This is a genomic window from Caldivirga maquilingensis IC-167 (assembly GCF_000018305.1).
In the GTDB taxonomy this organism is placed as follows: Archaea; Thermoproteota; Thermoprotei; order Thermoproteales; family Thermocladiaceae; genus Caldivirga; species Caldivirga maquilingensis.
The window spans coordinates 248,092-261,015 of the sequence record NC_009954.1; the positions used below are offsets into that span (position 1 = coordinate 248,092).

17 protein-coding genes are annotated in these 12,924 nt (G+C 41.3%); 5 read left to right on the top strand and 12 right to left on the bottom strand.

All coding sequences use genetic code 11. From position 1 onward, the window contains the following. Window positions 1-17 precede the first annotated feature (17 nt). On the top strand, window positions 18-1,049 hold the full coding sequence (trxB, locus tag CMAQ_RS01080; RefSeq protein WP_012185280.1) for a thioredoxin-disulfide reductase: 1,032 nt from the start codon (window positions 18-20) through the stop codon (window positions 1,047-1,049). Between the two features lie 129 nt (window positions 1,050-1,178). Here the strand turns inward: trxB and CMAQ_RS10630 are convergent, their stop codons facing one another. The 3 genes from CMAQ_RS10630 to CMAQ_RS01090 form a co-directional block, all read right to left on the bottom strand. Further along, entirely contained in the window at window positions 1,179-1,322 is a 144-nt protein-coding gene (locus tag CMAQ_RS10630; RefSeq protein WP_156769805.1) for a hypothetical protein, read from the bottom strand. 125 nt (window positions 1,323-1,447) lie between these two features. Beyond that, window positions 1,448-1,684: an Lrp/AsnC ligand binding domain-containing protein gene (locus CMAQ_RS01085; RefSeq protein ID WP_012185281.1), complete on the bottom strand. Its 237-nt coding sequence runs from the start codon at window positions 1,682-1,684 to the stop codon at window positions 1,448-1,450. 123 nt (window positions 1,685-1,807) lie between these two features. Beyond that, entirely contained in the window at window positions 1,808-2,011 is a 204-nt protein-coding gene (locus tag CMAQ_RS01090; protein WP_156769806.1) for a hypothetical protein, read from the bottom strand. A gap of 179 nt (window positions 2,012-2,190) precedes the next feature. Between CMAQ_RS01090 and CMAQ_RS01095 the strand changes: the two genes are divergently transcribed. Then, a complete protein-coding gene (locus CMAQ_RS01095) occupies window positions 2,191-2,817 on the top strand; it encodes a superoxide dismutase (protein ID WP_012185283.1) in 627 nt (208 codons plus the stop codon). A gap of 9 nt (window positions 2,818-2,826) precedes the next feature. On the opposite strand, the gene CMAQ_RS01100 is transcribed toward CMAQ_RS01095, so the two are convergent. The 9 genes from CMAQ_RS01100 to CMAQ_RS10510 form a co-directional block, all read right to left on the bottom strand. After that, a complete protein-coding gene (locus CMAQ_RS01100) occupies window positions 2,827-3,084 on the bottom strand; it encodes a hypothetical protein (protein ID WP_048062589.1) in 258 nt (85 codons plus the stop codon). A 100-nt stretch (window positions 3,085-3,184) separates the two neighbouring features. Continuing rightward, on the bottom strand, window positions 3,185-3,676 hold the full coding sequence (locus CMAQ_RS01105) for an Lrp/AsnC ligand binding domain-containing protein (RefSeq protein WP_012185284.1): 492 nt from the start codon (window positions 3,674-3,676) through the stop codon (window positions 3,185-3,187). Between the two features lie 138 nt (window positions 3,677-3,814). Next, window positions 3,815-4,834 carry a hypothetical protein gene (locus CMAQ_RS01110; protein ID WP_012185285.1) on the bottom strand — a complete coding sequence of 340 codons (1,020 nt, stop codon included), beginning with the start codon at window positions 4,832-4,834 and terminating at the stop codon, window positions 3,815-3,817. 185 nt (window positions 4,835-5,019) lie between these two features. Continuing rightward, on the bottom strand, window positions 5,020-6,807 hold the full coding sequence (locus CMAQ_RS01115) for a V-type ATP synthase subunit A (RefSeq protein WP_012185286.1): 1,788 nt from the start codon (window positions 6,805-6,807) through the stop codon (window positions 5,020-5,022). After that, window positions 6,804-7,403, bottom strand: a complete 600-nt coding sequence (locus CMAQ_RS01120) for a V-type ATP synthase subunit E (protein WP_048062590.1) — start codon at window positions 7,401-7,403, stop codon at window positions 6,804-6,806. Before CMAQ_RS01120 ends, CMAQ_RS01115 begins: the two co-directional genes overlap by 4 nt. A 223-nt stretch (window positions 7,404-7,626) precedes the next feature. Then, entirely contained in the window at window positions 7,627-7,923 is a 297-nt protein-coding gene (locus CMAQ_RS01125; protein ID WP_048062591.1) for a V-type ATP synthase subunit F, read from the bottom strand. A 46-nt stretch (window positions 7,924-7,969) separates the two neighbouring features. Next, window positions 7,970-8,455: a hypothetical protein gene (locus tag CMAQ_RS01130; RefSeq protein ID WP_012185289.1), complete on the bottom strand. Its 486-nt coding sequence runs from the start codon at window positions 8,453-8,455 to the stop codon at window positions 7,970-7,972. 6 nt (window positions 8,456-8,461) lie between these two features. Beyond that, window positions 8,462-8,740, bottom strand: a complete 279-nt coding sequence (locus CMAQ_RS01135; protein ID WP_012185290.1) for a DUF211 domain-containing protein — start codon at window positions 8,738-8,740, stop codon at window positions 8,462-8,464. A gap of 98 nt (window positions 8,741-8,838) precedes the next feature. Beyond that, window positions 8,839-9,822 carry a DUF8196 domain-containing protein gene (locus CMAQ_RS10510; RefSeq protein WP_012185291.1) on the bottom strand — a complete coding sequence of 328 codons (984 nt, stop codon included), beginning with the start codon at window positions 9,820-9,822 and terminating at the stop codon, window positions 8,839-8,841. A gap of 239 nt (window positions 9,823-10,061) precedes the next feature. On the opposite strand from CMAQ_RS10510, the gene CMAQ_RS01145 reads away from it, so the two are divergent. From CMAQ_RS01145 to CMAQ_RS10325, 3 genes are all read left to right on the top strand, one after another. Then, the gene (locus CMAQ_RS01145) at window positions 10,062-11,387 is read left to right on the top strand and encodes an MFS transporter (RefSeq protein ID WP_198002082.1); all 1,326 of its coding nucleotides are present in this window, start codon (window positions 10,062-10,064) and stop codon (window positions 11,385-11,387) included. Next, entirely contained in the window at window positions 11,384-12,241 is an 858-nt protein-coding gene (gene nadC, locus CMAQ_RS01150; protein WP_012185293.1) for a carboxylating nicotinate-nucleotide diphosphorylase, read from the top strand. Before CMAQ_RS01145 ends, nadC begins: the two co-directional genes overlap by 4 nt. 249 nt (window positions 12,242-12,490) lie before the next feature. After that, on the top strand, window positions 12,491-12,853 hold the full coding sequence (locus tag CMAQ_RS10325; protein WP_052290676.1) for a hypothetical protein: 363 nt from the start codon (window positions 12,491-12,493) through the stop codon (window positions 12,851-12,853). Window positions 12,854-12,924 lie beyond the last annotated feature (71 nt).

A 12,924-nucleotide genomic window follows, 5' to 3' on the forward strand; every position in this document is an offset into this window, starting at 1 on the left:
CACCCCTTGGAGTGGCTATGTCATCCGGAGGCTTATTAACTTCAACAATGCTAAACACAACAGGATTGGAATTATCTGGTGAAGTCGCGGAGAAGCTTAAGGGTAAGGTACTTGATACAGTAATAATAGGCGGTGGGCCAGCTGGCCTTAGTGCGGCAATGTATGCAGCCAGGTTTGGTTTAAGCACCGTTGTAATAACTGAAGAGATAGGTGGTCAAGTTGGTAAGGCCGGTTGGGTTGAGGATTATTTAGGCTATGTTAGGATAACTGGACCTGACTTAGTTAATAAGTTTGAGGAGCATGTAAGATACTATAATGTCCCCATATTAATTGACTCGGTGGAGAGGATTACTATTAGTAATGATTTATTTAAGGTAACCACAGTGTCTGGTGATGAATTCACCTCTAGGACTGTGATAATTGCAGTGGGTGAGAGGAGGAGGAAATTGAATGTACCAGGGGAGGATAAGTATAGTGGCAAGGGAGTAAGCTACTGCGCCCCCTGTGATGCACCCTTGTTTAAGGATAAGGTTGTTGCAGTTGTCGGAGGCGGTGACTCAGCAGCCTCATCAGCATTACTTCTAACAGAATACGCCACTAAGGTTTACCTAATACATAGGAGAAGCAGCCTTAGGGCTCAACCCATATACCAGGATTTACTACTTAAGAATAGTAAAATTACTATAATTTGGAACACAGTGGTTAAGGAACTTAAGGGTGATAAGGTCCTTAAGTCAGCTATCCTACAAAGAACCGATACCGGTGAATTAATGGAATTACCCATTGATGGTATCTTCATTGAAATAGGTGCAGAACCACCCGTGGAGTTCTTTAAGGTTATTGGGCTTGATTTAGATAAGAATGGTTACATAAACGTTAACACAATGATGGAGACTAATATTAAGGGTATTTACGCCGCAGGGGATTGCGTATCCCTAACACCAAGGGGCTTTAGGCAAATCATAACCGCAGCCGCCCAGGGGGCATTAGCGGCGTATTCGGCGTATAACTATATTCTCACAAAATATGGTCAAAACAGGGAGAAATAACTTCATTTAAGAACAGGTTAATCACTGGGCATTAATCAAATCTCGGTTAACAACCTACTCCAAGTTAAATAAACCCTTAAAAGAAAAACATAATTTAAAATCATTTAAGCCTTAAGGCTTAGTAAATGATTAAGCGGTTAGCTTAATCATAGTGTTTGACTTAACCTTAACATTAAGTAGTGTTAGGTTTGAGACCCTGTACCCAAGGCATAATCTAGGGTACAGAATTAGGCAAGGTGAGTACAGGTAACCCCTTAAATTAACTACCGTCACTACACTCACCGGGTAATTATTCATGGAACTGTATTAAAAATCTTACGTGAACATATGCTGCAGATTCTAATGCATTTTTATAATGAATCTTAATAATACTTACATGTATTATTTATAGTTCTATATTAATGCTTTCTAATCACCATTGCTGTTAACGTTCTTTCAACACCATCAATTGAATGAATCATTTTTATTAAGCTCTCTAAGTCATCAACCCTATCAACCTCCGCTAAGGCTATTATATCATATGGCCCAGTAACAGAGTAAGCCACCTTAATCCAATTAATTGATTTTATCTTCTCTGACACCTCAAATACCTTCCCAACCCTGGTCTGTATTAGGAGGAAAACCTCAAACGCCATAGTTAACCTTACGTTCACTAATTTATAAATATTAGCGTTAAATTAGTATTAATAATATGTTTAATAAACATTGTTTCACATATTTAATTCGCCTTTAATGTAAAACCCTCATTATGCAATGATTCAACTACGCCTAATTACTCCAATATCCCTAATATATTGTATAGCCTGTAACCCAGTTAACACTATGTTACCGGTTATCAATATGGGTGTGGGTAATTCATCACCGTAAGCCTTAATTAACTTAACGTTAGTAATGCCCTTACCTAACAATTCCTTTACCAGGTTCATTGTTGACTCATCATATATCAATGTAATTGCTTCCATACCATTAATTCTAATTGAGCGATTTTTAGGTAGCGGATAATATAAGTGGTTATCCCCTTCCACACTACCCTATTAGGGAACTTTAATTTAAACCCCATTATACACCACTTAAAGTTTAAGTCTTAATACTGAGATTAACAGCGAAGTATTGTTTATAAAGGCCTAGGCATCAAGCCAGTATGGCTGCGCAAACCCTATTCAAGAGGTATGAACTACCACCTCTACCATATAATGTGAATGCGCTTGAACCATACATAAGTGGTCAGGTAATCGACGTACACTATAATGGGCATCATAAGGGGTACGTTAATGGAGCCAATGCAGCCATTGATAGATTAGAGAAGATAATTAAGAACGAGGTAACCAGTTACGATATACAGGGGTTATTAAGGAACCTGTTCTTCAATATAAATGGGCATAAGCTTCACACGCTTTACTGGAACAGCATGGCACCAGCGGGTAAGGGTGGTGGAACACCTGGTGGCTACCTTGGTGACTTAGTAATTAAGCAGTTTGGCAGTTACGATAAGTTTAGGAACCTCTTTAATGAAGTAATGAGGTCATTACCAGGTAGCGGATGGGCGGTACTCTACTACGATACTGAGACAGGTAACTTAGTCTTCACAACCTTTGAGAACCACTATAATCAGCACATAGCTGAATTACCTGTAATCCTAATAATAGATGAGTTTGAGCACGCATACTACCTGCAGTATAAGAATAATAGGAACGCTTACCTTGATGCAATATGGAACGTCCTCAATTGGGGAGAAGCTGAGAATAGGCTTAGGAAGTACATTAAGTAAATTCAGCAGTCAGTCTTTAAACAGCTTCCTACTCCTTTTATTGACTCTACCTTTACCTGAAGCCTTCATTATCATGCTTGCCCCAATTAGGTAGAAGCCCAGTATGAATAGGAGTAGGGTTGACGTATACATGATTGCCATTAGACGCTTGAAGAAGGGGAAAACAATAAACAGTAGCAGTGGTGCAAGTATTATTAAGGAGCTTACTGATAATACGTGGTTAAGGTACTTCCTCACATCACCGGGTTTACTTAAACGATGCTTCACGTTAATTAACGTTGAGTCGGCTTAATAAAGGTTAGCTTTATTTTCAGTAATCTTGAAATTAAAATATGCTTTTAAGTCTTTTAATAAGGGGATTACTTGACTACTCCTTAATTACCTCCAGTGATATGAATGTTCTAGTGTCCTCAATACCCTCCATTTGGCTCATTATTCGGAGCAGATCATTAATATGTATCTCCCTGGCTATTATTATTAAGTCATAGTCACCGGAAACCCTGTAGGCCTTCTCTATGGGCATTTCCTTAAGCTTCTCGTAAACCTGCTGCCTATACTTAGGTGCAACCTTAGCCATAACTATAGCCTCTGCACCACTCATCCTGAGAACCCTCAGCGCCTTCTCAGTGACGTCAACGAACTCTCTCCCAGTCCTTATTAATCCAAAGTCCTTAAGCTTCTTCAAGTGCACTGATAGGGCCTGCCTAGTCATGCCTAGTTCCCTAGCTATCTGGTCTTGATCCGCGTAAACAGTGTACACTCTCAGTGGTTGAGCCTTCTTCAGTAGGAACTGCAGTATTTGAAGCTGCCTTTCCGTTAGTTCTCTCCCAATAGGCTCAGACTCAACCTGGCTCTCCATATTTATCGAGAAACTAAAAACAGTACCGGTATATATACTTATTGGTTTATCTACACTATATGCTAAAGGAATAAGATATTGTCTTTAAAAATGGACTCAAACTAAGAATACTCTACCTTATTCTATTTAAATCTTTCTCTAAATCTCAACATGAATCCTCCTACCTGCAGCGTAGTGAATCAATATATCAATAAAGGCAGCATACAGGAGTACTAATGATACGTAAATCACCCAGGAACCAGTATATGGGTAAATTAACCTAAGTAACGCAGCCCCCTCAATCAGTACTGGTATTTCGAAACCATACCCCCTGGGCCATAGCCAGAGGTAACCGGGTATAAGCATGGGGATGCATAGTGAAGACATCATTACTGCAATATAACCTATCAACACCATGTGCAGTGCATCAAGAGGCGTAGCATAGATTGAGACAGCCAATGACACAGCTAAACCAAACCTACCCAACACAGCCCCCACTGGGTATGCCACGGAGAGACCGGTTCGCTTAGGTAATGATGACGGGATCCCAAGCGTCATTAACCCAAAGAGTGCAAGTAAAGCAACTGAGTAGGAGTGGTTTATGAAGTACATTAGAATAGGCATTGTGAAAAAACCCAAGTCAAGGTAACTTGGCCTACGCCTATCCTCCACCCTCCTCATTAAACTGGTTAGTGAGGAGAGGGGGAAGCCTAATAGGGATAAGGGATTATTAGTCAATATTACTGTTAAAGCTGATAATAGACCAATCACAGTGAATGCATTTGGGTAAAACAAAGGTATTTTACCAAGCCCCCTCTCAACGAAGACTAATACGTATAGTAAAACCCAGGCAATTAATAGTATCCTCCAAGCCCACTGATTAAGAATGTACGCTAAGGACCAGGATACAGCTAAGATCCCTATGACTAATGAAACTAGGCGTGAAGGCATGAACCTAGTGAACCCAGTGTGTTGACTATACATTACGCTTAGGTAGAATAAAACCAAGCCACTAATCATTATCCTACCATGAATCCCAGTGTAATTCACAGATAATACTGGCCCAGTGACTAGGAGAATTAATGATACTATTAATACTGCCTGAGATACCCTAACCTGGTACTTAAACAACCTACCGTATGAGGCTGGCGTCAGCTTCTCAGTGGCATGGCCTAGCATTGATTCATCCTTAGGTTAAACTTTATTAAGAATTACTTAAGTTGCCCCCAGTGATGAACACTCCTGATTATGAAGCGGTGAATAAGCCATGCCCCAGACTGATGAGTAATGCCTTATTTATCACCACATGATTCTTCATACCACCGGCTTTTTAAGGAGCAATAAGTATTAGTTATTTTTAAGCATCATTTACTGAACTTAGCCATGAGTCCCCTTATATCATCAATTAGCTTCCTCTCGTAATCAGCCAGGACCTTATAGTCACTGCTCTTAACCTCCATCTTAAGCCTAATAAGCCTCCTCACTGAGTCCAGTTCCCTAATTGCATTAGCCGGTACACCAGCGTTAATGGCCTCTGAGCCAACCCTATAGTAGGTTATCATTAATCTAAGTAGCCAATACTGCTTCTCCGGCGCTGATGGCGTATCCACTGGGTTGAATGCATCCTGTTTAAGGAAGCCTTCACGTATCATTGATGCAACGTTAAGGATATGCTTCTCCTGTTCACTTAAGGCCTCGCTTCCAAGTATCCTAACAATTTCAGATAACTCAGCCTCCCTAGTCAATACCTCTATGGCTATTCTCCTTAACTCAACCCAATCCTCACCAACAGTCTTACTGTACCAGGAGGCTACTGAGTCCACGTATCTGCTGAAGCCTTGAAGCCAATTAATGGCTGGGTAATGCCTAGAGTAGGCTAATCTAGCATCAAGGGGCCAGAAGGCTCCAATGAACCTTAACGTATGGCTAGTCACCGGCTCAGTGAAGTCACCACCAGGTGGGCTTACTGAGGCTGCTATGGTTAATGAACCTAAACCACCGTTAAGTAACTTAACCTTACCAGCCCTCTCATAGAATTCAGCAAGCCTAGTGGGTAAGTAGGCTGGGAACCCCTCCTCACTGGGCATTTCACCAATCCTCAACGCCACCTCACGCATAGCCTCAGCCCAACGGCTTGTGGAATCAGCCATCAATAATACGTCGTAGCCCTGATCCCTGAAGTACTCAGCTATTGTTGCACCCATGTATATACTTGCCTCCCTGGCTGCAACAGGCATATTGGATGTATTAACTATTATCGTCTCCCTCTCAAGCAACGGCCGCCCAGTGGCTGGGTCAGATAATTTAAGTAATCCCTGCAATGCATCAGCAGCCTCATTACCCCTCTCACCACATAGTACTGGGACACTGTACTGGGTCATTGCGTAAAGCATCAATGACCTAATGGTCACCGTCTTACCTGAGCCAAATGGACCTGGTATTGAGGCTGCCCCACCCTTAGCTATTGGGAAAACAGTATCAATTACCCTTATTCCAGTTATTAAGGGGTCACTTGGAGGCAGCTTCTCCTGGAATGGCCTTGGTCTCCTAACGGGCCACTTATGCCACATCTTAACCTTAATTAAGCCATCACTGGTCTCTACCTCCGCGATATCATCATTAAGCGTGTAGTCACCCTCAGGGGCAATGTACTTTATGATGCCGGGCTTATATAATGGGGGATAAAGTATCCTATGCTCTATTAATTGGGTCTCAGGTACAATACCAAGTACCGTGCCGACGTTAACCTTATCACCAATCTTAACCTTAGGTATCCACCTCCACTTCCTACTGAAGTCTAATGGTGGGGCTCTATCATAATTAATACCCCTGGCTATGAATGGGCGCCCAGTTTGATCAAAAATAATCTTCAATGGCCTCTGTACACCATCATAAACCTGACCAATTATCCCAGGTCCAAGCCAGGCACTAAGCATTTCACCAGTCCTAACCACTGGTTCACCTGGCCTTATTCCAGTGGTATCCTCGTAAACCTGTATGAAAGCATTCTCACCCTGAACCCTAACTACTTCACCAAATAACCCTAATTCACCCACGAACACTAACTCATATAGTTTAGCCCCAGGTAACTCAGCCTTTATTACTGGGCCATTAACCACAAGTATCCTACCGGTGCCTTGACTACTCATCATTGCTTAACCACCTCATCAGCAACCTCCTTAATTATACTCCTTATATAGTCTATCATGCGGTTTAACACGTCATCGATCGTTGCCTCATATGTCACTGAACCATCCTTAGTGGAGGCTATTAAACCCAACATATCCTCGCTTCCATCCTTAAACTCCACGCTAATCCCCATCTTTGCGGCCAGTGATGAAATAATAGGCTTATCCCTTGGTGAACACGTTATCGTTAATTCCTTAGACTGTGTAATCTCAATTGCTTGATTAAGGAGAACCATCATTAACTTACCATATGCCTCACTACCCCTTTCGGCGTTAATACGCTTCTTAATACTGTTAATGACATCGCTTGCTAATTCATCGATTAACGCCAGGTACTCTGCCTTAATGCTCATTGATGCATCATACAGCTTATACTCCCTATTCAACATTGCCTGCCTATCCGCCTCCTCAAGTTCACTACTGTGTCTTTTAATCTCATCTTCAACAGTACTCATTAACTCAGCCTCATACTTTAGGCTAAGATTACTAATCCACTCCTCTGAATCAGCCTTAACCTTATCCATTACACTATTTATTAATCTAACCAACTGCTCAGACATACTTAACAGTGGTAAGGGGAGTGCTAGGTTTTTAAGCATATGCTAGTGCAACTATGGTCATGATCATTAGATTTTTGTAAATTAACCCCCATCTTCATAATGCATTAAGCACTAGTAATATGAACGCTAACTATCTTAACATTGAGTACATGGTTTCGTTTATTATTCACAATGCATGAATCATTAAATGAGTTAAGACTACGCCGAGTAACCAGTATGGGGCTTAAATACCTAACACTGATCTAAGTATTGCCATGTAGTTAACCTCCTTACTCTCACCACTGCTCAAGGCAGGTACCTCAAGTATTAGTGGTTTCCTAACCCTTGTCCTTAGGTTAATGAACTCTTGACCAGCCTCACCACTTACATTACTTGTAACAAGTATTGCGGCGACATCATCCATACTCATGAACTCCTTAATCCTAGGTACAAGTGACTTAGGGTCCACTACATAGCCTTCGAATCCAATTAACCTAAACGCATTAACTGTATCCTCATCACCAAGCACTATAACCCTCATAATCCAGATACACTTAAATCCCCTATTAATGCTTAATCCCATGAAACTACACAATGCTTATTGATATGTAGTAGACCATTAATGTTAACACTATGGTTAATGCAGCCAATGGTAGATACCTTGAATCAACAAGCCTAGATAATGCATACATGAATATTAAGGGAGGCGGCAGGTAAAGTAACACTATAAGTGGCCCAGTCAACGTAGTGAAGGCGTACTTAATTGCCAGTGAAGTTAAGGAGCCAGCTAATGATGCTGAAACCCAGTAGACTGTATCCAGTATTGAACCTAAGATTAGGCTCTTATGTAATGCTGAACCTATTAAGTAACCCCTCCTAACTAGTAGCCTCCTTTCAATATTCCTTAAATACGATATGTTCATGACATAGCTTGACAATAAACCAGTCACTGCATTAGTTACAGCTGTTACCGTTAGTAGGATTATTAAATCCCCCTTGGTTAAGTCCTCAAGAATCATTGCAGTATAGTAACCATCCAATACCCCGAGAACCATATATACGTTAAGCCTCATCACTCACTAACCCTTTAGAATATATTCCCCCACTGAAACCTCATCAATACTCCTTATGACTGCACCATTAACTTCAATTACCTTCTTAACATCATTAAAATCCAATGAACCCTCCATAATCACTTTAAGGCCAAGAACACCCACGTCAGTTTCCTCAACCTTAATGTAGACTGCATCAACCCCGGTTATCCTACCCAACTCACTTGCTAACTTAATTATCTCGAGTTCACTGGGTGCATCCACATCAAGCACAATTCTCCTTAATAATGATCCCTTATCCCCCATAGTAAATACTCATTAAATTCAGTAGCTTGGTTAATAAACTTTAACTAAAGCCACTACGTGTTGACTAACACTAGAGTTGGCTAATGGTTCCCTTAAGATCAAAGGGGTGACTTAGTCCTCTCCTTCATGCTTTCAATTAACCAAATCCCCCTCCTCTCAGACTCCTCCATAGCACCAGGCATTGCCCTTAAACAATAAACTACCTTAACTACCTTGCCTGGGAATTTACCTGGAAACATACTAATCGCCTTACTTATCTTTTCATCTATTCTAGCGATTAACCTAGGTCCAACCCTAGTCTTAGCTTCACCAATAATAGTTACTTGATTATTAGTCCCATAAACATCGAACTCAAACCTAGAGTTAAAGATAATCCTATCAGTACTTAGTTCAATACCCTTACCCTTAAGTAAATGCATTACTACATCATTAGCCTCCTCCTCAATGGATGATGTTAAATTATCTAGGGTCCTCTTAATATCATTAATATCTTTCCTCATTCTTCTTATTTCCTGCCATATTTTATTATTCTCCTCCCAAAGCTTATTCTGTCCCTCCCTTAAAGCCTTAACTTCCTCCCAAAGCTTATTTTGTCCTTCATGTAATGCCTTTAATTCCTCCTCATGCCTTTGTTCCACTTCTCTTAACGCCTTTATTTCTTGCCATATTTTATTATTCTCCTCTTTTATTGCTTTGATCTCTTCCCATATTTTATTATTCTCTTCCCTTAATGCCTTTAATTCCTCCTCATGCCTCTGCTCCACCTCCCTCAAAGCCTTAACCTCCTCCCATAGTTTATTCTGTCCTTCTCTTAATGCTTTAACCTCCTCCCAGAGCCTATTCTCACCCTCCCTCAATGCCTTCAACTCCTCCAGTACCTTATCCTGCTTACTTAATGAGTCCTTAAGTATATTAAGCATTGAGTTAGTGACATTAACAACACCACCAACAATCTCAGTAAGCCTATCAATAGAAGCCTTAACATCACTAATACCAAGCTTAGCAGCAACAGCAAGCCTAAACTCCTCATCCTCATCCAAAGCCCTCAAAAACCTCCTCACCTCCTCAGGACTAAGACCCATCCCAACCAAAAAAGTAAACTAAACTAATAAACCTTACGCAAACCTAGTTGTAGGATTAATAATACCACTCAATATGGTGACTGAAGCATGCTAGTAACTAAGCACGTTAATTCTGGGATTAAACACATGATTAATGATCTGTGGCTTACTTTGCACTCTTAGTAATTGTGGGCTTAGTGGTTTAAGCGTGAAAACCGCATGGTTAAGTTAAAGGAGGTATTTGTTTAATGATCATTAGTATGCGGGTGACTGAAGTCCCAAGGATTGTTAAATCCACGGTGTTGGCTGCTGGGTTGGGTACAATGCTTGATTACTATGATTTTCTACTGGCTGCTAATGCAGCTGGCACAGTGTGGTTAAGCCTGTATTTTGAGCCTGCCTTTAAGGTACCGGGTATAGCCTTATCTCTGGCAATGGTCACCTACGCTATTGCCTATGTTATAAGGCCTCTTGGGGCATTCATATTTGGGCACATTGGTGATAGGGTGGGTAGGCGGTTTACCCTGGTTTTAACATTAGTATTAGCTTTCGCATCAATGGTTATGATGGGGTTGACTCCGACTTATAGTCAAATTGGCGTATACTCAATAATAATCCTACTGGTGTCTAGGCTAATACTTGGTGTAGGCTTTGGTGGTGAATGGGGTGGTGGCGCCACTTGGATTAGTGAAGTAATGCTGGCTAATGGGTACGGTGACTTAGAGGGATTCTGGGGTGGTGTGTTTCAGGTGTTTGCAACGGCGGGTATTGCTCTTGCATCATTAGCCTTCTCACTCGCATCACTACTAACGCCTCATCAATTCTTCTACTCATGGGGGTGGAGAATACTATTCCTAATTGGTGCCGCGGTAATATTAGTGGCTGCGGTGATTAGGCATAGGTTAATTGAATCACCACTCTTCATGGATTTAATCAAGAGGGGCGGGGTATTGAGGTACCCTGCCCTTGAAGTCTTTAGGAGGGAGTGGGTTAAGGTACTATTACTTGCCTTCGCCTGGTTCTACATAACAGCGGTAACCGTGGTCGCGGTGTTACCCTACTCAGTGACGTATGTAACTAGGGTATTAGGGTTAAGGACATTAATGGGTATGCAGGCTAACTCATTCATACTACTATCCTACGCAGTATCCTTACTAACAGGTGGTGTTGCATCAACACTCATCAGTGGCTTGTTATCGGATAAGCATAATCCATTAATAATCTTAGTAATCGGCTCAGCGGCAACGGGAATAATGAGCATATTATTCTACCCATTATTGGCTACAGGTAACCCAGTAATAATGCTTACCGCCTTTGAGGCATACATGGTCTCTGAGTACATGGGCTTTGGTTCACTACCGAAATTATTCACACTATTATTTCCAACAATGTATAGGTATTCTGGTTCAGGGTTAGCTTACCAATTAGGTGGCTTACTCACTGGATTAGCATCAGGGTTAATTCTACCTATAATCATAAGTACCTTAGGTTACTCAGCCTGGTATGCGGTATCAGCATTAATGGTTTCAATATCCCTAGTCTCATTAGCCTCATCACTAGTACTACTCAGGGTGACCTCTAAATGATGCCCCAGGAATTAGCTCAACTACTCTTAAACCTGGTTAAGGAGGATGCACCTTTAGGTGACGTCACCACTGAAGCCATTATAGGTAATGTGGAGGTTAAGGCAGTGGTGCTGGCTAAGGAGGATGGCTACGCATGTTGTCTTCCTGATTTTGCCGAGGCATTAAGGATTCTTGGATTAAACGCAAATGCCTTGAAGCGTGACGGTGGGTATTTTAACCCAGGTGAATCATTAATGATGATTTCAGGTAACGCTAGAGTGATTTTAACCATTGAGAGGAGTCTACTTAACGTACTGAGTATAATACTTGGTGTGGTTAAGACTACTAGGGAGGTTGTTGAAACCGCTCACAGGGTTAACCCAAGGGTTAAGGTTGCTGCAACTAGGAAAACAATACCATGCTTAAGGTCATTGATTAAGAAAGCTGTTACCGTGGGTGGTGCTGATACGCATAGGTTATCATTAAGTGATGCCGTGTTAATTAAGGATAATCACCTAGCCATAATCGGTGATGTTGAGAAGGCTGTTAAGGAAGCTAGGGATAAGGCAACATTCATGCATAAGATTGAGGTTGAGGTAAATAACATTGATGATGCTGTTAAGGCTATTAAAGCTGGGGCTGATGCAGTACTTATTGATAACGTCACACCAATACAGCTTAGGCAAATAATAAGTACACTTGAGTCGTTGGGGTTACGTGAAAAAGCCGTAATAGAGGTCTCTGGGGGAATTACACCAAGCAACATTACTGAGTACGCTGAAGCCAATCCAGATATAATCAGTACAAGTTACATAACAATGAAGGCTAAGCCAGTTGACATAAGCCTTGAAATCACCCAGACTACGAAGCCTTAATTAATCTAAGACCCTAAGGCTTAGGCATTAATTAAATCTCATGGAAATTTAAGCTGATTAATAGATATTGCCTCAGTCACCTGGTACCTATCATTACTCGCCTATGGAGCGATAGAGGCTGTTAGATACTGGTTCGCCCTTGCCTTTGATAGGGTTTGGCCAAGCTTCTTCGCTCACCTGAGTCCAAGATTTGGAACACCCATTTACGCACACTTATTTGACCTAGGAATCTCATCGGTCTTAATAATTATGGTTGGCTTATTCTACGGCACATTCACCGCACTCTACGGTGCCGCTGTGGCTGCGTTACTGTACTTCATGGCTGTTGGCGCCGCTGCGGTAATAATGAGTGTGAAGAATTCATTAAAGATCAGCAATACAGTTAGAGTTGCCTTAGTAATCACTGGTTCATTGACAATAGCCGTGATGACTTACTTAACGTACCAATTCCTAGAGTACCCAAGCATCTGGGGTGGTAATCCATTAGCCTACGGTGTAGTGATTGGGGCAATACTACTTGGCATTACATTATACGCCACATCAAGTTACATTAATAGGAGACGGTATGGAATTGATATTTCAATAACGTATACTGAAATACCGCCGGAATAAAAGGGTTTAATGAAGTACACTGTCTGGTGAGTTTCTATATAGTTTATTTATATATGACAATATTATTTATT